A 26,237-nucleotide genomic window follows, 5' to 3' on the forward strand; every position below is an offset into this window, starting at 1 on the left:
ACGCAAATCGGATTCTGGTGTTAGAGTTATTTATTTTTCTTGTTGTTATCAGTGGAACTGTCCATCATTTCCATGAGTTTCAGTCCTAATAATCCACTAATTCCTCCTTCGGAACCATTAGTTCCTGTGATTAAAACATCAGGAATTACTTTTATATTTCCTTTTCCAATCTCTTCGGTGATTTTATACTTAGTAAAGTTATCACCACCCATAGCAGAGACTTGAAGTTGGTAGGCCTCAGCAGTCGATTTACCAATAGCCATAATTTTTTCGGCTTCGGCAAGACCTGTTTTCGAGATCTTCTCGGCTTCGGCACTTGCATTTAATTTGGTTGCTTCAGCTTGTGCACCCGCTCTCGCTTTTGTTGCTTCGGCTTCTGCATTGGCACGCATTTTTGTAGCTTCGGCTTCTGCATTTACGTTAAGTTTCAAACTCGTAGCATCTCCTTCGGCTTTTTTTACCGTTGCATCAGCAGTACGTTGCGCAATCTCGACACTTTGTGATGCTTTTACAATTTCTTTTTGCATATCAGCAATAGCGGTTTCTTTCTCTACACCTTGACGTTGTTCTTGCGCCATTCTTTGTGTTTGATAGGTTTTTTGCTCTTCTTCGGCAATTTTCCTGTCAGTTAATGTTTTCATCAATGAATCAGGTGGTACGATGTCACCAATCAATGTATCTACCGCATTTACATTGTACTCGTCCAAAACGGTTTTGATATGCGTCTTAGCCGATTCTTGACGCTCTTTTCGAGTGCTTAAAAATGAAATTACGTCACTGTCTTGAGCCGAGTTTCTAAAATAGTTACCAATGGTAGGTTCTAATACTTGTGAAACCAAGTTAGTCATACTACCAAAACGTGCAATTACCTTAGGTGCTTCATTGGCTGGAACGTGAATAATTTGTGCAACATCTAGATTGAACGGGAAACCATCTTTAGATCGTACCGTGATTGTTGATAGGTTTTTGTCTAAATCATGGGATTCGCTTCTAGCATTGGCCCAGTTCAAAACTAAGTTTGTTGTAGGAACAGGTTCTAGCTTTGTTGTGTATTTGTTTAAAGCATATTTCCCTGGTCCTAGGGGTTCCATCCAAACGCCACGCTGTCCTTTTGAAACAATATTTCCGTGTTTAAAAGTATCACCTGTTACATCTTTTCCGTCTTCTCCAATATAGGAGATCACTACTCCTACATAACCAATAGGTACATCAGTCATTGGGTTTTGTTCAATTTGAATTCCCCATGTATTGATATAATAGGATCCTGCAAGCATCACTTGAGGTTGTAAACCGCGATTTCCGCCATTATCAAGAAAGGCGTCAAAATCTTGAAAGTTATTGTGTCCGTCAATGTTTTTACCCGCAATTTGTCCTTGGGGTATAGGCTCTCCGTCAAGCGCTGTTACAATACCAATCATGTTTTCATAAATCTTGATTTGTTCTACAATCACAATTTCGAATAGAAAGGTATTAATACGATAGGATCCAGTGGTGATAAAGGCCGTTTGACGCCCTTTTTGACCACCATTGTTTAAGAATGCAGTTGCATCCTGAAAATTATCTGATGTTACCTTGCGGGCAAGAATTCGACCTGTTGGGATTTCTTGTCCATCTCTACTTAGAATCAAACCAATTTGACCTTCTGGAATGATTGTAAATCCAGTCATATCAACAGAGTATTGCCATATCCACATCATCCAATATAATCCTGGAGCCAGTGTTCGTGCTTGATACCCGGCTTCGCCTTTAGTAGCTATAATTCTACCATCGGGTAACGACTTATCAGCGCCGAAGAGTACAAATTTTTTGGTCACTAAACCAATTTTATTCTCGGGAACAATAACCATCCCAAAGAAAACACGCAAAACGAATTTGTAAAAAATGATGGAAAAAACTACCGGGAGTATCCACCAAAAAGAGGCCATTAAAGTTGTCATATTTGATTATTTAGACTACTAAATTACTGTTAATTTTTCCTGTTAAAATAAAAATCGTAAAAAATTAACATTTGCTAAATTTTGCACTTTTGCAGTAAAAAAATCGCTTTTCTAAGGTCGGAAATTGTCATTCTACGACACGATTTTTCGGTTTGTCAACTATGTTTGGTATTTTGGATTTTAACAATTTTAAAACGAATTTTATGAAAAAGGGCTAGTTCTTACTATTTTTATCTGAGTATAAAACAAAAAAAATCCGACTTGCTTTCGCAAATCGGATTGTGTATTTATTATAATCGTATTTTAATATAGTCTCAACTTACAATTTACAAGTGAATAACTTCACCGTAAGCGTCGGCTACCGCTTCCATCACAGCTTCACTCATTGTTGGGTGAGGATGGATCGATTTTAGGATTTCGTGTCCTGTAGTTTCTAGTTTACGTGCTACAACTGCCTCAGCAATCATATCCGTAACACCAGCTCCAATCATGTGACAACCTAACCATTCGCCGTATTTGGCATCAAAAATTACTTTTACAAAACCATCCGAATTTCCTGAAGCTTGTGCCTTTCCAGAAGCTGAAAATGGGAATTTACCAATTTTCAATTCATATCCTTTTTCTAGGGCTTGTTTTTCAGTTAATCCTACTGAAGCAATTTCTGGTGTAGCATACGTACAACCAGGAACGTTTCCGTAATCGATTGGCTCTACATGTAATCCAGCAATTTTTTCAACACAGTTGATTCCTTCTGCAGAGGCAACGTGTGCCAAAGCTTGTCCTGGAGTTACATCCCCTATAGCGTAATATCCGGGGATATTTGTTTGGTTGTAAGCATCCACTATTATTTTGTCTCTATCAGTAGCAATTCCTACTTCTTCTAGACCAATGTTTTCAATATTTGTTTTGATTCCAACAGCCGAAAGTAAAATATCAGCTTCAAGAACTACTTCTCCTTTAGCCGTTTTTACAAATGCTTTCACTCCAGCTCCAGTAGTGTCAATGCGTTCTACTGATGAGTTAGTCATTACTGTAATTCCAGATTTTTTCAAAGATTTTTCCATTTGTTTAGAAATATCTTCGTCTTCTACAGGAACTACGTTTGGCATAAATTCTACAATAGTCACTTCCGTTCCCATTGAGTTATAGAAATGAGCAAATTCTACTCCAATTGCACCTGAACCAACGATAATCATTTTTTTAGGTTGGCTTGGTAAACTCATTGCTTGGCGGTAACCAATTACTTTTTCTCCATCTTGAGGTAAGTTTGGTAACTCACGTGAACGTGCGCCCGTTGCAACAATAATATGATCAGCACTATATTCAGTTACTTTATTGTCTTTATCAGTTACATCAATTTTTTTACCAGGTTTTACTTTTCCAAAACCATTGATCACGTCAATTTTATTTTTTTTCATCAAGAAAGTAACCCCTTTGCTCATTCCTTGTGCAACCCCACGGCTACGTTGAATAACAGCAGGAAAATCCTTATCGAATGAAGAAACAGTCAATCCATAATCGGAAGCATGTTTTAGATAATCAAAAACCTGAGCTGATTTTAGTAATGCTTTCGTTGGGATACATCCCCAATTCAAACATACACCACCTAAGCTTTCTTTTTCAATTACGGCAACTTTAAACCCTAATTGAGATGCTCTAATGGCAGTAACATATCCACCCGGACCACTTCCTAAAACTATGATATCGTATTTCATTTTTATAAGTTTTCTAAATTAATTGATTTGGCGAATTTAAGGATTTATTCTGTTTTGGAAAAATTTAAAGATTCAATTATTTAAAGATTTGTTAGGAATCATGAAAATAATAAGTGAATACTTAATTGGCATCAAAAGATCCTCTTAAATTATTTAAGTAGTTAGTAAATAAAATTTGTAGGTAAGTATTAAGATTGTCAAATTACAATTTAGTTTTTACTAGTTAGCTACAGAAAATTGAGAATCATATAAATTCTTATAATACCCACTTTCACGATTGATTAATTCTTGATGGGTTCCTCGTTCTACAATTAAGCCTTTGTCCATCACCACAATTTTATCGGCATTGACAATAGTAGCCAGTCTGTGCGCAATTACAATCGAAGTTCTACCTAAGGTAATTGTTTCTGTAGCACGTTGAATCAATTCTTCGGAATACGTATCAATAGATGATGTAGCTTCGTCTAGAATAAGTATACTTGGATTACTTACATAAGCTCTCAAAAAAGCAATCAATTGGCGTTGACCAGAAGATAGCATTACCCCACGTTCTTTCACATCAAAATCATAATTATCAGGTAAACTCATAATGAATTCATGAACGCCAATTTCTTGGGCTGCAGCCAAAACATCTTCTCTAGTGATGTCAGGGTTATTTAAGGTAATATTATTATAAATAGTATCAGCAAAAAGAAAAACATCTTGTAAAACGACTGCAATTTGTTTACGCAATGACCCTAATGTATAATTCTCAATATTAGTATCGTCAATAAAAATGGTTCCGCTATTGATTTCGTAAAAACGATTCAATAAATTAATAATTGTCGATTTTCCAGCACCTGTTGAACCCACAATTGCAATGGTTTCACCTGCTTTTACTTCTAAATCGATTCCCTTTATCACCTCTTCATCGGCGATATAACTAAAGTGCACCGCTTTGAATTCAATGTTTCCTAAAAACACGGGAGCTTCAATTTCTCCCGTATCCTGAATTTGATCTTGAGTGTCAATAATTTCAAAAACACGATTCGCAGCAATCATTCCTAGTTGCATCTCGTTGAATTTATCTGCAATCTGACGCAAGGGATTAAATAACATTCCTATAAACATGGTGTAGGAAAACAAATCTCCAAATGTCGTGAAATGATCCCCATTCAATATTTTAATACCACCGTAAAGTACTATAAATCCTAGTGTTAGAGATGAAATGATATCAGCAATAGGGAAGAAGATGGAGTTGTATAAAATGGTTTTTATCCAAGCTTTTTTATGTTTATCATTGATTTCTTTGAATTTTTCTGCTTCAATTTCTTCTCGATTAAACAATTGAACAATTTTCATTCCTGTTACCCGTTCCTGAACAAATGAGTTCATATTGGCAATTTGAGCGCGCACTTCTTCGAAAGCGACCTGCATTTTACGTTGAAAGATTCGGGTTATAAAAACCAAAATCGGCATGGCAACAATTACAATCCATGTTAATTTCCAGTTCATATAGAACATGAAAATAAGGACCACAAACATTTTCATCAAGTCACTGATAATCATAAACAGTCCCTGACTAAAAATACGTGCAATAGATTCGATATCCGAAACGGAACGTGTAACTAGTTGTCCTACGGGCACCAAATCAAAATATTTCATTCTAAAACTCAAGATGTGTTTAAAGAGTTTAGTACGAATGTCTTTCACAATGTCTTGCCCTAGCCAGTTGGCCCAAAAAACAAAATAAAACTGTGAAAAAACCTCACATAAAAGAACGATTCCCATCAAAGTGATGTAAAACAAAAGCCCCTTAGCATCTTCAGTTTGAATGTAATCATCCACTGTTTGCTTCAATAAATAAGGACGCAAAGCCGCAAAAATAGATAAAGAAACCGCAAAGGCAATAACGCCATTAAAGCGCCATTGATACGGTTTAGTATATTGTAATATTCTTTTAAATAATCGAGTGTCGAATGCTTTTGCTTTCATTTTTTTTACCTGAATTTAGTTCAGTTATTTGGAGCTAATTCCTGCTTTTCGCTTCAATATTTTTATTTTTTAAAGAAAAAAATAAAAATGATTTCCACTTCAATCAGGGCTATTTAGTTATGTAATCGTAATCTATTTCGGTTAAATACAATCCGTGGGCCGGTACCGAAAACCCAGCTTTGTCTCTGTTCTTGCTTTCAATGATAGTATTAAAATCATCCAGCGTTATTTTATGTAACCCGATATTAACAAGCGTTCCTACAATAGAACGCACCATATTTCTTAAAAACCTATTGGCCGATATTGTAAAAATTAGTTTGTTGTTTTCCACTTTCCAATCTGCTTTGTAAATCGTACAATCAAACGTATTTACATCTGTATTGACCTTAGAGAAACATTGAAAATCAGTATGGTTGAATAGCAATTTTGCGGCTTCATTCATTAAATTAAGATCTAATTTTTGATGAAAGTACCAACTTTGTTCTTGCAAAAAGGCGTCTTTAAACGTGTTGATATGATATTCATAGGTTCTTTTTGTCGCATCAAATCGAACATGCGCTTCTTGGTGAACTGAAATAATATCATAAACAACAATGTCTTTGGGCAAGTAAGAGTTGAGTTTGTGAATCAATTTAGCGATATCAAACGAAGTCTCAAAATCAAAATGGGCATACATCACTTTAGCATGAACGCCTGTATCTGTTCGACCGGCGCCCATTAGATTGATGTCTGAATTAAGTAATACCGAAAATGCTTTGTTTAACGTTTCCTGAACAGAGGAGGCATTTGGTTGGTATTGCCAGCCATGATAAAGAGTTCCGTTATACGCTAATTTTATAAAATATCTCAATTTAATGTGGTCGCAAAGTTTCAAAGAAGCAAAGATACAAAGTTTTTATGTTGAGAAAAGGTTAAATGTGTAAGTTCTGATTGTAAGGATTTATTTTCTTCTTTTTAAAGAAACAAACTACCTTTGTAGCTACTAATTTATCGAAATAGTTCATTCTGAATGAAAAAAATACTCCTCCTATCTGATACACACAGCCATATAGACGATACAATCTTAAAATATGTTGCTCAAGCCGATGAAGTTTGGCATGCAGGAGATATTGGTGATTTGATGGTAACAGATACTTTAAAAAAACTCAAACCATTGCGAGCTGTTTACGGTAATATTGATGATGACAAAGCTCGTTTAGAATTTCAACTTCATAATCGTTTTATGTGTGAAGGAGTTGACGTGTGGATTACGCATATTGGTGGTTATCCAGGTAAATACAATCCCAATATTAAAGCGGAAATAGTAGCAAACCCTCCAAAATTATTTATTTGCGGGCATTCTCATATTTTAAAAGTAATCTTCGACAAGAAGAATAATCTTTTACATATGAATCCAGGAGCATGTGGAAAAAGCGGTTTTCATCAAGTGCGAACTATGCTGCGATTTGTAATTGATGGAGATAAAATAAAAGACTTAGAAATTATAGAAATAGAAAAAAGGGTGTAACTATACCTTGTAAGTAATAGGAACATTGATATAGATTGATGTTCCCGATTTTATTTTTGAATGGATTGTTACTTCTCCATCAATATTATTTACTCTAGCTTTAATTTGGTTAAGCCCAAACCCTTCAATTTCTTTATACTCACCAGCAGTGTTAAAACCTTTTCCATTATCTCTTACATGAATGAACAATGAATTATCTCTTTCATCAATGCTTACAAAAGCATTTTTAGCTTTACTATGTTTTATAATATTATTCAATAACTCCATAATTATAAAATACATTTTCATTTCAAAATCTCCATTGTAACGTGTTGTAGTCTCCATTGTACTAGCGTATTCAAAACTAATACTTGAATTTGAATTCTTTTCACATAAATCATTAAGTGCATAAAACAATCCAAAACGAGCCAATAAAGAGGGCAGCAGTTGATGCGAAAGGTCACGTACTTTATCATGAGCCTCATTCAATATTTTTTTTGTTTTAATAATTTCTTCCGACTCAATTTTATTTATGCTACTAAAAACACTCAAGTGTAATCCTGCTGAAGAAAGCAGGGCACTAATATTGTCATGTAAAAATGCAGCTATTTTTTTTCGCTCTATTTCTTGACCGCTAATGGAGGCATTGATAATGTTTTGCTGAATTTTACTTTGGATGTCTTTCAGCTTATTTTTTTCTTTTAATCTATTATTTTGGAAGAAAAAGTAAAAAAGAATAAGAATTAAAAGTAGTATTGAAATGATTATAATACTAATTCGTTTATTTTTAGATTGTTTCTCTAATAGGATTTGTTGCTTAGTCTTATATTTAGTTTCAATATTGTCAATTTCTCTTTTGTATTCATCTATTTGGAGATTTATTCCAGCTACATTTACTTTTTTTAACTTTTCTTGATTGTTGATTTCAACCGTAATTGTATTATAAAGATCTAAATTTTCATAAGCTTTTTTATAATCCCCATTTTTCAATAAAAACCTGGAATATTCTTGATAAGCGAAAGATAAATCTGATTTTTCATTTTCTAATGTTTCAAATTGGATTGCTTTTTTAAAAAAATAATCTGCTTTTTGAGGATCATTTATAGAATTGTAATACATACCATTAAGCATGTTTAGAACTCCTGATAAAGATTTATCACCATATTTAGGATGGTATTTATTAATGAAATTTAAATAGGGTAGGCCTTCGGAAAAATTCCCAATATCAAAATAAGCCCATGTTATGTTTAGTTTTGTAAAAACAATTTCAGCTGAATCTTTTATTCTGGTACTATACTCAAGAGATTTCTTATAATAAGAAATTCCTTTTTGATACTCTTTTTTATCAAAACAATAAATGTTACCAAGATTATTATTCAACCAATTCTTGAGCTGATTGTTATTGGTTCTATTAGCATATAAAATTCCTTTTTGATAATAAAAAAAGGCTTTTTCAAATTCAGCTAGTTCATCAAAATTTGCTGCAATAGTATTGTAGCAAGTAGCAATTAGATTGTCATCTTTGATGGCAATTGCATATTTTAAAGCAATCCTTGATTTGATTAATGATTTTTCATATTTTTCATTTTTCATCAAAGAAGTTGCTTCTTTGGTCATTTTTGTAATTTCATTTTTGGAAGGAAATGTCTCTTGAGAAAATACAATTGTACTGAAAGAAGTTTGCAATAGTAAAAACAATAAAATAAATCTGTTTTGAAACATAAATAAGTTGTGTCGATTAATATAGCATAGTGTTTAAATAAAGATAGAGAAGCTGTTCTAATTAAATTTCACGATTTAATTAATTTGTTTTTAATGGCAAATTTAACTAGGCTAATGGTGTTTTTTGCTTTTAGTTTTTTCATGATATTTTTACGATGTGTTTCAACCGTATTTGAACTGATAAATAATTGTTCGCTTATCTCTTTTCCACTATATTCTAATGCAATTAAGGTTATAATTTCAATTTCTCTACCAGTTAATAGCAAGTCGATAGTAGGTTTGTATTTATTAAGTTTTGAGATATTTTTGGTAGCTGAATTGAATATTTTTTCTCTAACAGTAGTACAAAAATAATCCTCACCGTTTGAAACTGCCTGAATGGCTTCGACTATATTTTCGCCAGCACATTGCTTTGTTAGATACCCACTAACACCAAGCTTCATCACTTCTTGTATAATTTTTAAATCATCATAACTAGATAGAATAATTACTTTACAAGGAAACCCTTTTTTAGCAAATTCCTTGACAACCTCTATGCCGTCTTTTTTAGGCATACTGATGTCTAAGATTAGAATAGTTGTATTGTTGTTAGTGACGTCATCATATAGCGTGCTTCCATCCAAAGAAAAACCTACAACCTCAAAATTTGAGATTGTATTTAATAAAGTTCTCATCCCATCAATGAGAACTTGATGGTCGTCAGCAAGGTGTATCCTTATTTTTTTTGTCATATTATAGTTAAACTGTATTCAAATTTAGGAAAAAAAAACTACTTATCATTTATAAGATTTTATTTATTAAATGCTTCTTTTTGAAGCACAAAAAAACCCGAACTGTTACATTCGGGTTTCCTTCGCACTAATAAACTAAGTTTATAGGTTTACCTCAATCTGTCCACAGATTTTACAAGATCTTCATCCTTTTTGATGGCCTTATTAGCCAAGACTAATAATACGATAGCAATAATAGGTAGAAACATCCCAATACCTTTCTCAGAAACAACAGCTGTTTCTCCAGATACATTTAATGAACGATATACAAATAATCCTAATAAAATTAAATTTAATATCATATTCAATCTGCCAACGACAAATTGATTCTGTCTTTTTTTATACGAAACAATACTTAATACAGTAAGTGTTGTACTTAATCCCAATAAAATTACATAAATCTGGTTTTGCATAAAGAAATATTCCTTTCCGTCATTCATTGTCCATAAAGGAAATAAAAAAGGTAAAATCCCAGTAACTACAAAAGCTAGAATTAAATAAATCGTCTGAATTCTCTGTATCATTGTTTCAATTTGTTTTACAAAAATATATTTTCTTTTTTTAAAATACTATTGTATCATTAAATTTTATTCGTATTATTGCATAACAATACCGTAAGCACTTCATACTGCGGTCAATTCAAAATAAAATATTTACTACCTATCTTTTATAGTATTACCAAATTAATTAAACTCATAGAACATTCATGTTTGATATTTCTGCATTAAAAGAAATGAAGCTTTCTGAGCTTCAAGAAATCGCTAAGTCAGCTAAAACCATAAAGTTTAATGGTGTTAAAAAAGAGACCTTGATTGGGTCGATTTTAGAACATCAAAACAATACTGTTGATTCAACATTAGATAAAAATTCGGATGCTCCAGTTGAGGATAATAAACCTAAAAGAGCCCGTATTCTACCAGTTAAGAAGGTAGCTATTCAAAAAACTACAAATAAAACTATTTTTAAAGAAGTAGCTCCTGTTGAAGCTGATCTTCAGATTAAAGTAGAAATGCCTGCGGATGTAATTGCACAAGTTGATGCAGTTAATTCGCAAACCGAAGATGAAAAAGAGAATGTAATTCCAGAAAAGAAAGTAGGTAAGGTTATTAAGTTTAATAAATCAGCTTACGAAAAGAAAATAGCTTTAAAAAAGGATAAAGAAGAAACAAAAGAAGTAGTTGTTAAAGACGAAAATAAAGAAGTAGTTGAAGAAAATGTTTCAAAAACAGATGCTACTGAAGTTGCTCCTCCTGCTAAAAAAATAAATCCAAATCAATTAAATAAACAAAATCAAAACCCTAATTTTAAAAATAAAAAAAATAATTTTAGAGATTCAGATTTTGAATTTGACGGAATAATTGAAAGTGAGGGAGTATTAGAAATGATGCCTGATGGCTATGGTTTCTTACGTTCTTCCGATTATAATTACCTAGCTTCACCGGATGATATTTATTTATCAACTTCACAAATTAGATTGTTTGGTCTAAAAACTGGAGATACGGTTAAAGGGGTGGTACGTCCTCCAAAAGAAGGAGAAAAGTTTTTTCCTTTAGTTCGTGTGTTAAAAATTAATGGGCATGATCCACAAGTGGTTCGTGATCGAGTTTCATTCGAACATTTAACGCCTGTTTTTCCGTCAGAAAAATTCAATTTAGCCGAAAGACAAAGCACCATTTCTACTCGTATTATCGATTTATTTTCTCCTATAGGAAAAGGACAACGTGGTATGATTGTCGCACAGCCAAAAACGGGTAAAACCATGTTGTTGAAAGAAATTGCAAATGCAATTGCTGCCAATCATCCCGAAGTATATTTAATTGTTTTACTAATAGACGAACGTCCAGAAGAGGTTACGGATATGCAACGTAGTGTACGTGGTGAAGTAATTGCTTCTACATTTGATAGAGAGCCACAAGAACACGTTAAAATTGCTAATATTGTACTTGAAAAAGCAAAACGATTAGTAGAATGTGGACATGATGTCGTGATTCTATTAGATTCCATTACCCGTTTAGCAAGAGCATATAACACAGTACAACCTGCTTCAGGTAAAGTATTGAGTGGAGGAGTAGATGCTAATGCTTTACAGAAACCAAAACGTTTCTTTGGAGCCGCCCGTAATGTAGAAAATGGAGGTTCATTAAGTATCATTGCAACTGCTTTGACTGAAACTGGTTCAAAAATGGATGAAGTTATCTTCGAAGAATTTAAAGGTACTGGTAATATGGAATTGCAGTTGGATAGAAAAATTGCTAATAAACGTATCTTCCCAGCCATTGATTTAACTTCTTCAAGTACAAGACGTGATGATATGTTGTTAGATGAGAAAACGTTGCAAAGAATGTGGATCATGAGAAAATACCTTTCTGATATGAATCCTGTTGAAGCAATGAGTTTTATAAACGATCGTTTTAGACAAACGAAAAACAATGAAGAGTTTTTAATTTCAATGAATGATTAAATTCAGATTAAAGAGAATAGAATAAAAAAGATATAAAAAAAGTCCTCGAAATTTTCGAGGACTTTTTTGTTTTTGCTTCTTTTTACAATAAAAAATGCCTTCATTATGAAGGCATTTTTTGTTATTTAGAAGGAAATAATATTAGGCTTTTGCTTCTTTTATTTCTTTTACTTTAACTTCTTTTGGTGTTACATCTTCTTTTCTTTCTAAAAGAGCCATGTAAAAACCGTCAAATCCAGATTCATGAGCTAGAATTTTTTGGTCTTTTATAAAGTTAAATTCTTTTCCTATATCCGTTGTTAAAAATTTAGCTACTTGCTCTTGATTTTCTGAGGGTAAAACAGAGCATGTTGCATATACCAGTTTTCCACCTGGTTTTACAATTTTAGAATAACTTTCTAAAACTTCTGCTTGTACCTTGCGGATATTGTCAATAAATTCAGGTTGTAATTTCCATTTCGCATCAGGATTTCTTTTAAGAACTCCTAATCCACTACAAGGGGCATCGATCAATACTCGATCTGCTCTTTGGTGTAATTTCTTGATCACTTTAGTAGTATCAATGATACGGTATTCAATATTGAAAGCACCATCGCGTTTTGCTCTAATTTTTAATTGCTTTAATTTACTTTCATATAAATCCATAGCAATCAATTGTCCTTTGTTTTCCATCAAAGCAGCAATATGCAATGTTTTTCCTCCTGCACCCGCACAAGTATCTACAACACGCATTCCTGGCTTAACATCAAGAAAAGCAGCAACAAGTTGTGAATTGGCATCTTGAACTTCAAAAAAGCCTTGTTTAAATGCATCAGTCATGAAAACATTAGCTCTTTCTTTTAATACTAAAGCATCTGGTTGGTCTTTAAGGACATCGGTATCAATGTCTAAATCCATTAAGATCGCTCTTAATTCTGTTTTAGTAGTTTTTAGAGTGTTTACTCTTAGAATAACTTTAGCAGGTTGATTTTGAGCTGTGATTTCTTTTGACCACACTTTTTCACCTAATTCTTTTACTCCCATTTCATCCATCCAGTCAGGAATAGATTCTTTAAGGGCTCTTACTTTTGATAATTCATCAAAACGACCTTTTATTTTTCTCTCAGGAGTTCCTTCCAGTTGACGCCAATCAGGAATTGGGTATCCTCTTAATACTGCCCATACTGAAAACATTCTCCAAATATTATCTCTGTCAAATGGCTCTTTTACTTCTGCAATTTCTGCATATAATCGTTTCCATCGAACTACTTCGTAGATCGTTTCAGCAACAAATTTTCTATCTGAGCTTCCCCAACGTTTGTCTTTTTTTAAGGCTCTGGCAACTACTTTATCCGCATATTCTCCTTCGTTAAATATTGCATTTAAGGAATCTATAGTAGTGTAAACTAAATTTCTGTGTAATCTCATTTTTATTAATTGAGGTGCAAAGGTAGTATTAATTGATCGAAAGTTAAATTTTAAATAATGAATGTTGATTTTATATTTTAAACAGCAAAAAAAACACTGTTTAAAGACAGTGTTTTTTAAAATTCAATATAAATTGATCTTATTTAACTCGAGTTAACCCGATGTTTTCTGGAGCATGAAGCACCATTGGGAATTTTTCTATTTTAACGGAGCTACTGTCTAGTCCAAAAGCACTTTCTTCAGATAGACTTAGTTTTTTGATTAAGAAATAAGAATTCATAATCAATTTTTCATGCCATAATAAATCACTGTCATTTGAAAGGAATTTTTCAGATAATACAAATTTGAAATCCCCGATAATGTTATTCTTATTTAAAGATTCATATCTACTAGTGATATCTACTTCTCCTTTTTTAACCATATCCTTAATTACTTCCTTGAACATAAGGCTGATTTTAGTAGGTTCTCTAAATCCTAAATTAAAATCTACACGGTATAAATCATCTTTAATAATTTCGCTTACTTTGTATTCTGTTTTATAAGGCTCTGTCAAGATGTTTACATGGACAAACCAATAGATATCAGCTCTTTTTGGTCTTTTTTGCAAAATAGAATACATCACTTTTTCTTCAATCTCATCCACACGATTTGCATTAGTCATATACACTAAGTGTGTTGCATATTTTGGAATGGATAAATCAGCGCTTAATTCCTTCAACACTTTTTTGTAATCATCTATTTTTACAATTTTAGTGTAGTTTTTATTAATTTTTTTAGCCAAGTACCAAATGGTCATAATTGAAATCAGTACCATAGCAATGATTAAAGTTACATAGCCACCTTCAGAAAACTTTGTTATGTTTGCTGCTAAAAAGCTTAATTCAATTAATAGATAGATGGTTATCAATGGTACTATAAAATATAATTTTACTCTTTTCATAATTAAATAGAAATTAAGTAAAATAGTAGTCATAATCATACATAAAATTATCGCTAATCCATAAGCATGCTCCATATTGCTGGACTCTTCAAAATGCAAAACTATTCCAACACAACCAAAAAACAACAACCAGTTTATAGAAGGGATATACAGTTGACCTTTTAATTCAGTAGGATACTTTATTTTTACTTTTGGCCAAAAATTCAATCTCATCGCTTCATTTATTAAAGTAAATGAACCGCTAATAAGGGCCTGAGAAGCAATAACAGCTGCTAATGTTGCAATTACAATTCCAATAGGTTGAAACCAATCGGCCATGATAAGATAAAATGGATTTCCATTAGATCCTCCTAGACTTTGTAATGTTTGTCCTTCATGGTGAATGAGATAAGCTGCTTGTCCAAAATAGTTAAGTACTAAAGTTGTTTTCACAAAAATCCAACTTATTCGGATATTTTTTCGTCCACAGTGGCCCATATCTGAATAAAGTGCTTCAGCTCCTGTGGTACATAGGAATACAAACCCCAAAACAAAAAATCCGTCTGGATGAATGGATAGTAAATGATATGCATAGTAGGGATTAAAAGCTTTGAATACTTCAGGGTGTTTCGTAATTTGGATTAATCCAAGAATTCCAAGCATGCTGAACCAAATAAGCATCATAGGGGCAAAAAACTTTCCTACTAATTTGGTACCGAATTGCTGAATAGTGAAAAGGACAAATAAAATTCCGATTACAATTGGTATGGTGTTTATTTCTGGATAGTACGTTCTAATACCTTCTACAGCAGAAGAAACAGAAATGGGCGGGGTAATTATTCCATCAGCCAGTAGTGCGCTTCCACCGATAATAGCGGGGACTATGAGCCATTGTATTTTGGTTTTTTTGACTAAAGCATATAAAGCAAAAATTCCTCCCTCACCATGATTGTCTGCGCTTAATGTAATAATTACATATTTTATCGTCGTTTGTAATGTCAGGGTCCAAAAAACACATGATATGCCTCCTAAAACTACATCTGCATTAATAATATGATCTCCAAGAATGGCTTTCATTACATATAACGGGGAGGTCCCAATATCGCCATATATAATACCTAATGTAATTAATAAACCTCCTAAAGTTAATTTTGAATGTAAATTTTTATGCGAAGTGCTCATGTATTATTTTTAAAAAACACGACAAATTTACTCTTTTTAAATAAATTAGGGCTTTTTTTTTCGAAAAAGACATAAAAAAACACGGTGTTAAAGCACCGTGTTTATAATTTTGAAGAAGTGTTCTTTTTAAGACCTTCTATTGTTTCCTCTTGAAGAATTGTCTCTTTGTGATTCTGTTCTTTGTGGAGCTGATTGTCTTGAAGAATTCCCTCTGTTTTGAGAAAAATCCCTTTGGGGTGCGGCTTCTCTTGAACTATTACCTCTCGAAGAATTGTCTCTTTGCGGTGCTGTTCTTTGCGGAGCAGATTCTCTTGAAGAATTGTCCCTTTGTGGCACTGTTCTTTGCGGAGCAGATTCTCTTGAAGAGTTGTCTCTTTGGGGTGCGGTTCTTTGTGGAGTTGCTTCACTAGAACTATTTCCTCTTGATGAATTATCTCTTTGTGGCGCTGTTCTTTGTGGAGTAGCTTCCCTTGAAGTGTTTCCTCTGTTTTGTGAATAATCTCTTTGTGGAGTAGTTTCTCTAGTGCTATTTCCTCTTGATGAATTATCTCTTTGAGTTTCTGTTCTTCTTTGTGGACTAGCATCTCTTGAAATGTTTCCTCTGTTTTGAGAATAGTCTCTATCTGTATTTGTTCTTCTACCGGAGTTTTCTCTAGATGAAGTAGTACTATTTCTAGAACTGGTATTTCTAGTTCCTCTTCTTTGATCTAGTTCATAACGATTCGTCACATTTGAATTTCTTCTATTAAAAGCATAGTCAGGATGTTGTCTTTCATATCCGTTTGAACGTCTTGAGCTATATAATACAGCAGCTTGATTACTTCTTCTATAGTTTACGTAGTTATAGTTATTATTGAAGTTTAATGAAATTTGAATATTGTTTCTATATCTGTATACTGGATATGGATTCCATGCATAATAATAAGAAGGATAAAAATTCCAATACCAATTTGATACATAAGGACGGTAGTTGTAGGACCAAAAAGAAGCATATATTGTTGGCGTGCTATAATATACTGGTTCGTAAATGTAATTTGGACCATACATGTATTCATTTCCTACAACTTGTAAATGCACATTGTTGTATCTGTCTTTTTCTACTTCAATTGTAGCTACATCTTGATAAACATCACGATCAAGTACTGATTGAATGATTACAACGTGAGTTCTACCTTCTACGGTTTCAATGACACGCAAGTAATCAACTTCGTTATCATTATTTAAATCTAAATTTGAAATTTGAAGCTCAGGATCATTTAACTGTCTCTCAAAATCTTGAAGATCTCTTGAGTCACCAAAAATATCGGCAACAGCTCTCAAATCTAAATTATCGCTAATTTCATTATTCATGGCATTAACTCGCGCTCTATTTTGAGCTTGCATTTGCATTGCAAATAGGGAAGTTAATAGGGTTACTATTAGTATTTTAGTTTTCATAACAAGTTTATTTAAGTATTATTTTTTTAATTATTCAATTACTGTGCCAATAAAATTTTAGTGCAATTGCTATTCCTATAATTAATTGTATTTTAGCTTTTATATAATTCGATTATAATGAGAAATGTGTTTTTTATTTTTACAATGTTTTTATTATTAAATTCTTGTAAAACAGTAGGTTATGATATAGAAAGTAAGGATAAGACTATTTATACTTCCATAAAGATTGATACTTTATTTCAAGACAATATCAGTATTCGATCCGTAATTATTGATGCAAATAAAATTTGGTATTCCGCTAATAATTCCAGATTTGGTTTCTATGATTTGAAGAAAAAAGCAAAGTTTGAAAAGAAGATTGCCAACGATTCTTTAATGTTAGAATTTAGGAGTGGAGCCCAAACTCAAAAAAACATATTTTTATTGACGGTTTCTAATCCCGCTTTGCTTTATAAAGTATCAAAAACGGAATTAAAAACAACATTAGTTTATCAGGAGAACCACAAAAAAGTATTTTACGATAGTATGCAGTTTTGGAATAACCAAGAAGGAATTGCTATAGGAGATCCTATTGATGACTGTCTTTCCATAATTATAACTAGAGATGGTGGTAATACTTGGAGTAAGTTAAACTGTAATCAACTCCCTAATGTGGCGGAAGGAGAGGCTGCTTTTGCTGCTAGTAATACTAATATTGTTATTAAGGGAAATGCTACTTGGATAGTGACTGGTGGTAAAAAGGCAAGAGTTTTATTCTCTAATGACAAAGGGTTAAGTTGGAAAATTTATGAAACACCTATTGTACAAGGGAAGGCAATGGCTGGAATTTTTACTGCAGATTTTTACGATAGTAAGAATGGTTTTATTTCAGGAGGGGATTATGAGTCTCTGAATCAAAATTATGGAAATAAATCAAGAACATCTGACGGAGGTAAAACATGGAATTTAGTAGCTGAAAACCAAGGTTTTGGTTATGCTTCTTGCATTCAGTATGTACCACATAGCAAAGGGAAATCATTGGTGAGCGTTGGTGCATCAGGAATTTATTACTCCTATGATAGTGGAAATTCATGGAAACAACTAGCATCTGATCCATCGTTATTTACTATTCGATTTATCGATAACCATACGGCAATTGCAGCTGGAAAAGATAAGATGATCCGAATTAAATTTATAAAAAAAACCTAAACAGTAATGTTTAGGGTTTTAAATAAAGTAGTAAATTATTAATTTCTATTACCTCTATCTCTATATTGGTGTAGCAGTTTTCTATTAAAATTCTCTTCTGATTTTCGAAGTTTTAGAATCTTAACTGCTGGAAGAATCTCTTTTAAATCTCTAACAAATTTTTTGCGTAATAGATATAATTCTTCATCAGTGCCCTCCATTTTGTTTAATAAATTTAAGGCTTCTTTTTCGCTGATCTTATCTAAAGCTGCATCATTAATTTGATGCATATAGGATTTCATTTTTTGATGTCTTATTTCAAATTGGGCGTCATCATAGGTGTTGTAAACAGGCCAGAATTTTTGAGCTTCTTTGGTCGTTAAATCTAGTTCAGTAGTTAGAAAAGCTACTTTTAAGGCTTTTATTTGCTCTTTTTTTTCTTTCATATCTGCACTTTGAGCATAAAAGTGAAATGAAGTAAAGAGTAGGAGTATTGGGAGGATTTTTTTAAAGTTCATTTTTTTTAATTTTATATTATAATTTGCATTTTATTGTAGCATTTCAAGCTACTCAATTATAAAATGTTCTAAGTTAGCATTATCAACAAGAATGTCTTCTATGGTTTTTTCTTCTAATGCGACTGGAGCATCTATTTTATCAATATCTTTTGCATCCAATATATTTATTAGATCATATTGATTAACATTTGTTTGGTAGCTTAAGTAATTTTCTAACGTTGTTTCATCTAGCTCTGTCATCGTATTTACTTGTGTTGTATTTAGTATCGGAATCATTAAAGCAATTACAAATAAAGCCGCAACCAACATAAAAATAGTATTTCGTCTTTTGAAAAAAGGAATTACTTTTGGTTCATTATGTGGTAATTTCAGTAATAATTCAGCTGAAAATTTTTCAAAGTAATGGTCTGGAGTTTTAAAACCCGTTTCAATCTTAGTACTATTTTCTAATTTAAATTCTTTCATGATATACGTTAGACTTAATTTAATTCAAAAGGTTTAATTGCTTTTTACAAAGGATTCAATTTTCTTAACTGCATGATGATATGATGCTTTTAATGCTCCCACTGAGGTGCCTATTATTTCTGATATTTCTTCGTATTTTAGTTCTTCAAAATATTTCATTTTAAATACTAATTGTTGCTTTTCGGGAAGGGTAGCTATCGCTTTTTGTAATTTTATCTGAATTTCATCGCCATCAAAATAGACATCTGCTTGTAAATTGTCAATGACTTTATTTTGTAACGCTTCGGATGTGATTCCGTTTTTTTTAGCCTTTTGATTTAGAAAAGTGAGAGCCTCATTAGTTGCAATTCGGTAGATCCATGAAAATAGTTTGCTATCTCCTTTAAAGTTTTTTAAATTTTTGAAAACTTTTATAAATGTATTTTGCAAAACATCATCCGTATCATCATGGTTTAAAACGATATTTCTGATATGGTTATAAAGTGGTTTTTGGTATGTTAACAAGAGTTTTTGAAATGCTTCATTTTGCATTTTTGGGTTTAATAACTGTTGTATAAATTCCTGTTCTTCGGGCAAAATAACTATTTATAGTATTAGAATAGAATTTAGCCAAAAGGTTTAATCCATTTCTTTAAAAAAATTAAAATTCAGATTTTTCTTCTTCTTTAGTTTTTAGAACAGGTACCTTTTTTGGTTCTGTATTTTTAACTGCAGGTTTATTGATTTTTACCGGTTCTACAGTATTATTAGATACAGCTGTTGTAGTTTCATCTGGAGTAGAATTTACTGGTGCTTGGTAATACGTTTTTTTAGGTTCTTCTTTAGGGATAAATGGAATGTAAATTTCTGTAATCCATTTTGAAGGATTTTTAATCTCCGTTTTATTGATAGTATAAATTTCGATATGCGAAATTGCTGGATTTGGGGTAAGTTGGTTTTTATTTAGAAATTCAACTGCTTTATCATATCCTTTTTTAACATGCGATATATCACCAGTTAATGTCGTTTTTACTGCATCAAAAGGGTCCAGTTTTCCGGATACAATATCGCTTCCTTGACTTATAAATATTTCTTTTTTAATGGGAACACAAATCGATATTTTTGTCAACTGGCTTACTAAATCATAAGTATGGTAAATTATAAAAGGCTTGCCATTCACGGGGATATCATTTTGCTCACAAAAAGCAATTATTTTAGGGATTACAATTTTAAAATTTTTATTCACTTTAGCGATTTCACTTGTGAAACTTTGACTCAAATAAAATAGTTCTGGTTTTTTTGTTAATCCATCGACTTTTATCGAAAAAGTATTTATTTCATAGTCAAGTGCTTTGTCTAAGTTTACTAGACTTTTTTCATACATGGTGCCTATAACTTTATCAATTCCTCCGTTTAAGGCGGTGTATATTTTGAAAAGGAAACTCATTTTTCCTTCACTTTTCCAAGTTACTTTAGTTCCACCTATAGTATCTTTAAAATTCCAATAAATAGAAGATTTGGTTCCGTTAAAGTCCATTTTTTGAAAAATACTGTCATTTTCTTTTGCATAAAGCGTTTGCATGGACCCATTTCCATCTTTTCCTTCCCATGTATACGAAGCACCATTACCAATTGTATTTTGAGGATACTGTAGTTTCATTTCTGGATCTTCGGCAATCCATGAACCAAAATCAGCCCAGTTTCTATAATCATTTACATAAGTAAACACAGCCGCTTTTGGAGCATTAATAATTTTACTCCTTTCAACAGAAAAATCACCTTTTTGGGTGGCAATAAAAATCGACAATGCTACAAAACTAAGTAATAGTAAAAGAAATATATATTTTAAAATCCTCATAATAAATTGATTGTTTTCTGATGTAAAGTTAGATATTTTATTAATATGCTATACTAATTATGAATATATTATACTATGTCCTATTTTATTTATTTAAATAGGAGGCAAAATTACGAATAATTGTAATTTGTTACTTAAATCTTACAAGTATTTATATTGCTATAAAAATACTTGGAAATTTTGCTTTCAATTTGAAAACAAAAAATGCCTGCAAATTAGCAAGCATTTTTTATATTTCTTAAAAAAGATATTATCGTTTGAAAAATACTTTTATAGCAAATAAAATTCCAATAAAAATTAGAAAACCAATTAAGATTTTATAATTTCCTTTGTAATATACTTTATGCAACTTTAAATCTTTTCTATACGCATAGATCATTGCAATAACAAAAGCAACAAAAAATAGGCCTGCAAATACTAATTGTCCTTGACTAAACATAGTTTAAATTATTTTGGACAAAAATAGTTAATTGTTTAAGAATTGTTACTAATTTGCCTTTTCATTTGTAAAATAAAAATCATGCAGAAACAAATTGATTCAGTTAAGGAATTTCATACAGCATTTAAAATTGGACATAGTGAATTACCAATTGCCGATTTGGGTGAAGTGAAAAATACACTTCGCTATCATTTAATGAAAGAAGAGAATGAAGAATACTTAGAAGCAGTTCAAAATAATGATTTAGTAGAAATTGCTGATGCTTTGGGAGATATGATGTATATCCTTTGCGGAACTATTATTGAGCATGGATTACAACACAAGATTGAAGCCGTTTTTGATGAAATTCAACGTTCTAATATGAGTAAATTAGGAGAAGATGGAAACCCTATTTATCGTGAGGACGGAAAAGTGATGAAGGGACCAAATTATTTTAAACCAGATTTTTCAAAAATTCTGGGTAAGTAATAGTAAAGTTATTCCAGTTTAGAAGTTCAATTCTACTTATTAGAATTTAAAATAGAAAAAAAGCGCTTTTCAATTAATGAAAAGCGCTTTTTTAGTGCTATGGTTTTGGTTTTATACTTTAACGGTCCAACCAAATGTGTCTTCAGCTAATTTGTGCTGAATGTTAGTTAATTTATCCTTCAGTTGAGAAGCATATGAATTTTCTATTTTAGGCAATTCATAATATTCATCACGATATGAAAACCCGATGATTGGGTTTACAACTGCTGCAGTTCCAGCGCCAAATATTTCTTTTAAAGTACCATTTTTTGAAGCTTCAACAAGTTCCGAAACAAGAACAGGACGTACATCAACTGTAATACCTTCTTTTTGTGCTAAATCGATAAGACTTTTTCTAGTGATACCATCAAGAATTCTTTCGCTTATAGGAGCAGTAAGTAAAGTGTCATTTATTCTAAAAAACACATTCATTGTTCCTGCTTCTTCCAGTTTAGTATGTGTTGCATCATCTGTCCAGATTACCTGTTGGAAACCCTCTTTATTAGCTAAACTTGTTGGGTAAAATTGGGCAGCATAATTACCAGCAGCTTTAGCAGCACCAATACCACCATTAGCAGCTCTACTGAAATGTTCAGCAATAAGTACTTTTACTTCTCCTGAATAATATGATTTAGCAGGAGATAAAATAATCATAAACTTATAATCATCAGATGGGTTTGCAATTACCCCTTCTCCTGTGGCAATCATAAATGGTCTGATGTATAATGTATTTCCTTTTCCGGATTTTATCCAAGCTTTATCTAATTTCAATAATTCGTTAAGACCATCCATGAAAACTTCTTCTGGAACTTCTGGCATTGCCATTCTTGAAGCAGAGTGATTGAAACGGTTGTAATTTTCATCAGGTCTAAAAAGCCAAATGGCATCATTATCATCTTTGTACGCTTTCATACCTTCAAAAATAGCCTGACCATAATGGAAGACTCTTGCAGAAGGATCTAGTAAAAAAGGAGCATAAGGCTTAATTACAGGTTTTTGCCATTCTCCATTTTTAAAATCACATTCTAGTAAATGATCCGTGAATACAGATCCAAAGCTTAAATTTTCAAAATCTACTTCGTTTATTTTTGAAGTTTGTGCTTTAATTATTTCAATTTTGTTAGTTTGAGTGGTACTCATAATTATGTTTTTATTTTATTATATTTTTGAATGCAAATTATTAATTGAGTTAAAAGAATCAATTAATCGTAGTTTCAACTTTATTTGATGCAAAATTAAATAAAAATCAATTAATTACTTGCTAAAATAACATTAATTGTCGCTTTTAATTGTGATTTATTTATTTATAAAAAAACCGAAATAAAAAGCTCCTATTTCTATTAATTATGTAACAAACAGTAGCGTTTATAAACTAACTTTCTTAGTTTTTGATTAATTTTGGCAAAAGTAAATCACATAAATTATTTAATAATATCAAAAACAATATTTTGAATAGAGAAATTATAAAAACTTTAGATGGTTCTACTACCATACACATAAAAGAATGGGATGAATGTTATCATTCAAAGCATGGAGCAATTCAAGAAGCGCAACATGTTTTTATAAAAAATGGTCTTTCGTTGTTTCAAAATAATAATGTATCAATTTTAGAAATTGGTTTTGGAACAGGTCTTAATGCTTTCATTACTTTTTTGGAAAGTAAAAAAATGAATCAAACAATTGACTATGTTGGAGTAGAAGGGTATCCAATATCTTCTGAGGAGTTACTTTCTATGAATTATGTAGAGGAGCTTAATGCCAGTTTAGATAAGTCTGTTTTTGAAAAAATGCATCAGAGTAAATGGGAAGAAAAAACGGTTTTAGATACCCATTTTTCGTTAGTTAAAAGGCAACAATTTTTTACGGATATAGAGGATCAAGACAAATATGATTTAATTTATTTTGATGCTTTTGGATATAGGGTGCAGCCCGAATTATGGAGTACAGCTGTTTTTAAAAAAATGTATGATGCTCTTAAAAATAATGGTGTTTTAGTTACTTATGCGGCTCGAGGAGTTGTAAAAAGGAGTATGATTGAAGTAGGTTTCACTGTTGAAAAACTGGAAGGACCCCCTGGAAAAAGAGAAATGTTTCGTGCTAGAAAGTCAGAATAAGAATATTTTAATAAATTAACATAAATTTTAAACATGAAATAATATTCAAAAATATACGTTAATATTAAAAGTTATATTTATAAAAAATGTACTTTTACAATAAGTTAAATAATAATCTAACCTAAAATTCTTAATTAATTATGTCGAAAATCATGTTTGATTACACAAAATCAATATTAGAAAGAGTAAGTTTTGATCCAATGCTTTTTTGCAAAGAATTAGAAAAAGCAATTAAAACATTGTTACCATACGAAATGGAGCAATTGCGAGAATGGTTATTTAATTTTATAATAGAAAAACCGGAACTAAAACAATGTTTACTAATCGTAAACCAATAAATAGTAAAAAGGAGCCTAATAGGCTCCTTTTTTTATGGTTTTAGTTTTTATTATTTTATTTAATTTGTTTGTTATTTTTTTCACATTGTAAGTTTTTTAATAAAAATAAATGACAATTATGTATTTAGACGATGTTTAATGTATTTTGTCGTTATTTTTGGTTTAATTCAATTTCGTATTCTTTATATTTACAGTATGTTTATTTGATAACTTTATAAATCTTATTTGTTATGTCTAGAATGATTTACGATTACACAAAAGAGGTACTTGAAAGAGTAAGTTTCAATACAGAGCTATTCATCAAAGAGCTTAAAAAAGCGGTTAGAAACTTATTGCCTTATGAAATAGAGCATTTAAAGAAATGGCTAGATTTTTTCACTTTTGAAAAACCAGAATTACAAAAATGTTTGTTTATAGTAAATGAATAAAAAAAAGGAATCCATTTTAATGGATTCCTTTTTTTAGTTTTTGAAATAAGTAAATGTTTTGAAGTAGCTATGATTTTATCCAAACATAGTGCACTTTGGCCTGTCTTTTGTATTAAAGGAAGTATAGATTTTTTTATCAAATGAAATCAGTCACTCTTTAAACAATTTACCATGTCTAGATTAATCTACTTTTATACTAAAGATTCTCTTGAAAAAGTCAGCCTAAACCCTGATTTGTTTACTAAAGAATTAAAAAAGGCGTTAAAAAATTTATTGCCTTATGAAATGGAACATTTAAGAAACTGGCTTAAGTTTTATACGAATATGAAGCCAGAATTGATAAAATGCGTTGCTATAGTTTGCGAATAAAAGGGGTTACTATTGTCTATTTCTTTTGAATTGGACTAATAATTTCAACATTTTGAAAAACAATTGCCCCTTTTATTACTCCTGCAATGGTGCTTCTTAATGCATCAATTATTTGAATTTTTAATTCGCTTTTTGGATATATTAAACTCACTTCGCGTGCCGGCTTTGGTTCTTTAAATTGGCGGAGTTTTATTTTATCTGAATCTTTTAGATCTAATGTATGCAAATAGGGAAGTAGTGTTGTTCCTAAACCTTCATCCGCTAATTTTATCAAGGTCTCAAAACTCCCACTTTCAATTTGGAAATGATTGAATTCATTTTTAGCGGTATGTTTACATAAATTTAATATTCCTTCTCTAAAACAATGCCCGTCTTGCAATAACAATATTTCGTCTAAATTTAAATCTGAAACTTCAATTTCTTCTTTTTGAAAATGGTGATGACTTTCAGGAATGTAAGCGACAAATGGTTCAAAGTATAAAACAATTTCTTTGATTTTTTCTTCCATTAATGGAGTCGCTGCAATAGCCGCATCTAGATGGCCATTATTTAGTTTGGTAATTATTTCCTCCGTATTAAGCTCTTCTATAATAAGTTTTACTTTTGGATATTTTTTTATAAAATTGTTTAAAAACATAGGTAGTAAAGTGGGCATTATCGTTGGGATGATTCCCAATCTAAATTCCCCGCCAATAAATCCTTTTTGTTGTTCTACAATGTCCTGAATTCGATCGGCTTCATTAACAATGTTTTTAGCTTGATTGACAATTTTTTGTCCAATATCAGTAAGCTGAATTGGTTTTTTTGTTCTATCAAAGATCTGAATACTTAATTCTTCTTCTATTTTTTGGATTTGCATACTCAAAGTAGGTTGGGTAACAAAACATTTTTCAGCAGCCAAAGTAAAATTTTTATGTTCGGCTACTGCAAGGACGTATTTTAATTGTGTAATTGTCATCTATAGTATTTTATGATGCAAATATAAAAACAATCAATTTAAGTTATAGTATTTTTTTCTGTTTTATAAGGTAAATTTGGATAAAAT

General features: G+C 31.5%; 25 protein-coding genes. 8 read left to right on the plus strand and 17 right to left on the minus strand.

Going from position 1 to position 26,237, the window contains the following annotated elements; translation table 11 throughout:
* Positions 1-26: 26 nt before the first annotated feature.
* From AB3G33_RS09620 to truA, 4 genes are all read right to left on the minus strand, one after another.
* A complete protein-coding gene (locus AB3G33_RS09620; protein ID WP_367768685.1) occupies positions 27-1,937 on the minus strand; it encodes an SPFH domain-containing protein in 1,911 nt (636 codons plus the stop codon).
* 326 nt (positions 1,938-2,263) lie between these two features.
* Positions 2,264-3,652 (minus strand): dihydrolipoyl dehydrogenase, encoded by a 1,389-nt coding sequence (gene lpdA / locus AB3G33_RS09625; RefSeq protein ID WP_367768687.1) that lies wholly within the window; start codon positions 3,650-3,652, stop codon positions 2,264-2,266.
* A gap of 219 nt (positions 3,653-3,871) precedes the next feature.
* Entirely contained in the window at positions 3,872-5,626 is a 1,755-nt protein-coding gene (locus tag AB3G33_RS09630) for an ABC transporter ATP-binding protein (RefSeq protein WP_367768690.1), read from the minus strand.
* Positions 5,627-5,735: 109 nt separating this feature from the next.
* Positions 5,736-6,476, minus strand: a complete 741-nt coding sequence (truA, locus tag AB3G33_RS09635; RefSeq protein ID WP_367768693.1) for a tRNA pseudouridine(38-40) synthase TruA — start codon at positions 6,474-6,476, stop codon at positions 5,736-5,738.
* Positions 6,477-6,635: 159 nt separating this feature from the next.
* Between truA and AB3G33_RS09640 the strand changes: the two genes are divergently transcribed.
* Positions 6,636-7,133 (plus strand): metallophosphoesterase, encoded by a 498-nt coding sequence (locus AB3G33_RS09640; RefSeq protein WP_367768695.1) that lies wholly within the window; start codon positions 6,636-6,638, stop codon positions 7,131-7,133.
* Here AB3G33_RS09640 and AB3G33_RS09645 read toward each other — a convergent pair whose 3' ends face one another.
* From AB3G33_RS09645 to AB3G33_RS09655, 3 genes are all read right to left on the minus strand, one after another.
* Positions 7,134-8,834 carry an ATP-binding protein gene (locus AB3G33_RS09645; protein ID WP_367768698.1) on the minus strand — a complete coding sequence of 567 codons (1,701 nt, stop codon included), beginning with the start codon at positions 8,832-8,834 and terminating at the stop codon, positions 7,134-7,136.
* A 68-nt stretch (positions 8,835-8,902) separates the two neighbouring features.
* Positions 8,903-9,565, minus strand: coding sequence for a response regulator (locus AB3G33_RS09650; RefSeq protein WP_367768701.1), 663 nt, complete (start codon positions 9,563-9,565; stop codon positions 8,903-8,905).
* Positions 9,566-9,714: 149 nt separating this feature from the next.
* Entirely contained in the window at positions 9,715-10,128 is a 414-nt protein-coding gene (locus AB3G33_RS09655) for a DUF4293 domain-containing protein (RefSeq protein ID WP_367768704.1), read from the minus strand.
* A gap of 182 nt (positions 10,129-10,310) precedes the next feature.
* Between AB3G33_RS09655 and rho the strand changes: the two genes are divergently transcribed.
* Positions 10,311-12,065, plus strand: a complete 1,755-nt coding sequence (gene rho, locus AB3G33_RS09660; protein WP_367768707.1) for a transcription termination factor Rho — start codon at positions 10,311-10,313, stop codon at positions 12,063-12,065.
* 141 nt (positions 12,066-12,206) lie between these two features.
* On the opposite strand, the gene AB3G33_RS09665 is transcribed toward rho, so the two are convergent.
* From AB3G33_RS09665 to AB3G33_RS09675, 3 genes are all read right to left on the minus strand, one after another.
* A complete protein-coding gene (locus tag AB3G33_RS09665) occupies positions 12,207-13,472 on the minus strand; it encodes an RsmB/NOP family class I SAM-dependent RNA methyltransferase (RefSeq protein WP_367768710.1) in 1,266 nt (421 codons plus the stop codon).
* A 139-nt stretch (positions 13,473-13,611) separates the two neighbouring features.
* A complete protein-coding gene (locus AB3G33_RS09670; protein WP_367752193.1) occupies positions 13,612-15,573 on the minus strand; it encodes a KUP/HAK/KT family potassium transporter in 1,962 nt (653 codons plus the stop codon).
* Positions 15,574-15,699: 126 nt separating this feature from the next.
* Complete coding sequence (locus tag AB3G33_RS09675; protein ID WP_367768713.1) at positions 15,700-17,010, minus strand: hypothetical protein; 1,311 nt, start codon at positions 17,008-17,010, stop codon at positions 15,700-15,702.
* A 144-nt stretch (positions 17,011-17,154) separates the two neighbouring features.
* Here AB3G33_RS09675 and AB3G33_RS09680 point away from each other — a divergent pair, with 144 nt between their 5' ends.
* Positions 17,155-18,198, plus strand: coding sequence for an oxidoreductase (locus AB3G33_RS09680; protein WP_367768716.1), 1,044 nt, complete (start codon positions 17,155-17,157; stop codon positions 18,196-18,198).
* Positions 18,199-18,236: 38 nt separating this feature from the next.
* Here the strand turns inward: AB3G33_RS09680 and AB3G33_RS09685 are convergent, their stop codons facing one another.
* From AB3G33_RS09685 to AB3G33_RS09705, 5 genes are all read right to left on the minus strand, one after another.
* The gene (locus AB3G33_RS09685; RefSeq protein WP_367768719.1) at positions 18,237-18,695 is read right to left on the minus strand and encodes a sensor of ECF-type sigma factor; all 459 of its coding nucleotides are present in this window, start codon (positions 18,693-18,695) and stop codon (positions 18,237-18,239) included.
* 48 nt (positions 18,696-18,743) lie between these two features.
* Positions 18,744-19,160, minus strand: a complete 417-nt coding sequence (locus AB3G33_RS09690; RefSeq protein ID WP_367768721.1) for a hypothetical protein — start codon at positions 19,158-19,160, stop codon at positions 18,744-18,746.
* A 33-nt stretch (positions 19,161-19,193) separates the two neighbouring features.
* Positions 19,194-19,736 carry an RNA polymerase sigma factor gene (locus AB3G33_RS09695; protein ID WP_367752202.1) on the minus strand — a complete coding sequence of 181 codons (543 nt, stop codon included), beginning with the start codon at positions 19,734-19,736 and terminating at the stop codon, positions 19,194-19,196.
* Positions 19,737-19,800: 64 nt separating this feature from the next.
* Positions 19,801-20,997: an SRPBCC family protein gene (locus AB3G33_RS09700; RefSeq protein WP_367768723.1), complete on the minus strand. Its 1,197-nt coding sequence runs from the start codon at positions 20,995-20,997 to the stop codon at positions 19,801-19,803.
* A gap of 250 nt (positions 20,998-21,247) precedes the next feature.
* Complete coding sequence (locus AB3G33_RS09705; RefSeq protein WP_367752206.1) at positions 21,248-21,436, minus strand: hypothetical protein; 189 nt, start codon at positions 21,434-21,436, stop codon at positions 21,248-21,250.
* Between the two features lie 81 nt (positions 21,437-21,517).
* On the opposite strand from AB3G33_RS09705, the gene AB3G33_RS09710 reads away from it, so the two are divergent.
* Positions 21,518-21,904, plus strand: coding sequence for a hypothetical protein (locus AB3G33_RS09710; RefSeq protein ID WP_367768726.1), 387 nt, complete (start codon positions 21,518-21,520; stop codon positions 21,902-21,904).
* A gap of 111 nt (positions 21,905-22,015) precedes the next feature.
* On the opposite strand, the gene AB3G33_RS09715 is transcribed toward AB3G33_RS09710, so the two are convergent.
* Positions 22,016-23,083: a branched-chain amino acid aminotransferase gene (locus tag AB3G33_RS09715; RefSeq protein ID WP_367768729.1), complete on the minus strand. Its 1,068-nt coding sequence runs from the start codon at positions 23,081-23,083 to the stop codon at positions 22,016-22,018.
* A 308-nt stretch (positions 23,084-23,391) separates the two neighbouring features.
* Here AB3G33_RS09715 and mnmD point away from each other — a divergent pair, with 308 nt between their 5' ends.
* From mnmD to AB3G33_RS09735, 4 genes are all read left to right on the plus strand, one after another.
* A complete protein-coding gene (gene mnmD / locus AB3G33_RS09720; protein WP_367768731.1) occupies positions 23,392-24,057 on the plus strand; it encodes a tRNA (5-methylaminomethyl-2-thiouridine)(34)-methyltransferase MnmD in 666 nt (221 codons plus the stop codon).
* Positions 24,058-24,197: 140 nt separating this feature from the next.
* Entirely contained in the window at positions 24,198-24,395 is a 198-nt protein-coding gene (locus tag AB3G33_RS09725; protein WP_367752214.1) for a hypothetical protein, read from the plus strand.
* A 230-nt stretch (positions 24,396-24,625) separates the two neighbouring features.
* Positions 24,626-24,823, plus strand: coding sequence for a hypothetical protein (locus tag AB3G33_RS09730; protein WP_367752216.1), 198 nt, complete (start codon positions 24,626-24,628; stop codon positions 24,821-24,823).
* Between the two features lie 171 nt (positions 24,824-24,994).
* Complete coding sequence (locus AB3G33_RS09735) at positions 24,995-25,192, plus strand: hypothetical protein (RefSeq protein ID WP_367752218.1); 198 nt, start codon at positions 24,995-24,997, stop codon at positions 25,190-25,192.
* Between the two features lie 16 nt (positions 25,193-25,208).
* Here the strand turns inward: AB3G33_RS09735 and AB3G33_RS09740 are convergent, their stop codons facing one another.
* Positions 25,209-26,150 (minus strand): LysR substrate-binding domain-containing protein, encoded by a 942-nt coding sequence (locus tag AB3G33_RS09740; protein ID WP_367752220.1) that lies wholly within the window; start codon positions 26,148-26,150, stop codon positions 25,209-25,211.
* Positions 26,151-26,237: the final 87 nt, after the last annotated feature.

This window comes from Flavobacterium sp. WC2421 (genome assembly GCF_040822115.1).
Taxonomy (GTDB): Bacteria; Bacteroidota; Bacteroidia; order Flavobacteriales; family Flavobacteriaceae; genus Flavobacterium.

Excerpts from the sequence above, each read along its gene's own strand:
- AB3G33_RS09620 (WP_367768685.1), bottom strand. The coding sequence starts at position 1,937 with ATGACAACTTTAATGGCCTCTTTTTGGTGGATACTCCCGGTAGTTTTT.
- lpdA (WP_367768687.1), bottom strand. The coding sequence starts at position 3,652 with ATGAAATACGATATCATAGTTTTAGGAAGTGGTCCGGGTGGATATGTT.
- AB3G33_RS09630 (WP_367768690.1), bottom strand. The coding sequence starts at position 5,626 with ATGAAAGCAAAAGCATTCGACACTCGATTATTTAAAAGAATATTACAA.
- AB3G33_RS09640 (WP_367768695.1), top strand. The coding sequence starts at position 6,636 with ATGAAAAAAATACTCCTCCTATCTGATACACACAGCCATATAGACGAT.
- AB3G33_RS09645 (WP_367768698.1), bottom strand. The coding sequence starts at position 8,834 with ATGTTTCAAAACAGATTTATTTTATTGTTTTTACTATTGCAAACTTCT.
- AB3G33_RS09650 (WP_367768701.1), bottom strand. The coding sequence starts at position 9,565 with ATGACAAAAAAAATAAGGATACACCTTGCTGACGACCATCAAGTTCTC.
- AB3G33_RS09655 (WP_367768704.1), bottom strand. The coding sequence starts at position 10,128 with ATGATACAGAGAATTCAGACGATTTATTTAATTCTAGCTTTTGTAGTT.
- rho (WP_367768707.1), top strand. The coding sequence starts at position 10,311 with ATGTTTGATATTTCTGCATTAAAAGAAATGAAGCTTTCTGAGCTTCAA.
- AB3G33_RS09665 (WP_367768710.1), bottom strand. The coding sequence starts at position 13,472 with ATGAGATTACACAGAAATTTAGTTTACACTACTATAGATTCCTTAAAT.
- AB3G33_RS09670 (WP_367752193.1), bottom strand. The coding sequence starts at position 15,573 with ATGAGCACTTCGCATAAAAATTTACATTCAAAATTAACTTTAGGAGGT.
- AB3G33_RS09675 (WP_367768713.1), bottom strand. The coding sequence starts at position 17,010 with ATGAAAACTAAAATACTAATAGTAACCCTATTAACTTCCCTATTTGCA.
- AB3G33_RS09680 (WP_367768716.1), top strand. The coding sequence starts at position 17,155 with ATGTTTTTATTATTAAATTCTTGTAAAACAGTAGGTTATGATATAGAA.
- AB3G33_RS09685 (WP_367768719.1), bottom strand. The coding sequence starts at position 18,695 with ATGAACTTTAAAAAAATCCTCCCAATACTCCTACTCTTTACTTCATTT.
- AB3G33_RS09690 (WP_367768721.1), bottom strand. The coding sequence starts at position 19,160 with ATGAAAGAATTTAAATTAGAAAATAGTACTAAGATTGAAACGGGTTTT.
- AB3G33_RS09700 (WP_367768723.1), bottom strand. The coding sequence starts at position 20,997 with ATGAGGATTTTAAAATATATATTTCTTTTACTATTACTTAGTTTTGTA.
- AB3G33_RS09705 (WP_367752206.1), bottom strand. The coding sequence starts at position 21,436 with ATGTTTAGTCAAGGACAATTAGTATTTGCAGGCCTATTTTTTGTTGCT.
- AB3G33_RS09710 (WP_367768726.1), top strand. The coding sequence starts at position 21,518 with ATGCAGAAACAAATTGATTCAGTTAAGGAATTTCATACAGCATTTAAA.
- AB3G33_RS09715 (WP_367768729.1), bottom strand. The coding sequence starts at position 23,083 with ATGAGTACCACTCAAACTAACAAAATTGAAATAATTAAAGCACAAACT.
- AB3G33_RS09725 (WP_367752214.1), top strand. The coding sequence starts at position 24,198 with ATGTCGAAAATCATGTTTGATTACACAAAATCAATATTAGAAAGAGTA.
- AB3G33_RS09730 (WP_367752216.1), top strand. The coding sequence starts at position 24,626 with ATGTCTAGAATGATTTACGATTACACAAAAGAGGTACTTGAAAGAGTA.
- AB3G33_RS09735 (WP_367752218.1), top strand. The coding sequence starts at position 24,995 with ATGTCTAGATTAATCTACTTTTATACTAAAGATTCTCTTGAAAAAGTC.
- AB3G33_RS09740 (WP_367752220.1), bottom strand. The coding sequence starts at position 26,150 with ATGACAATTACACAATTAAAATACGTCCTTGCAGTAGCCGAACATAAA.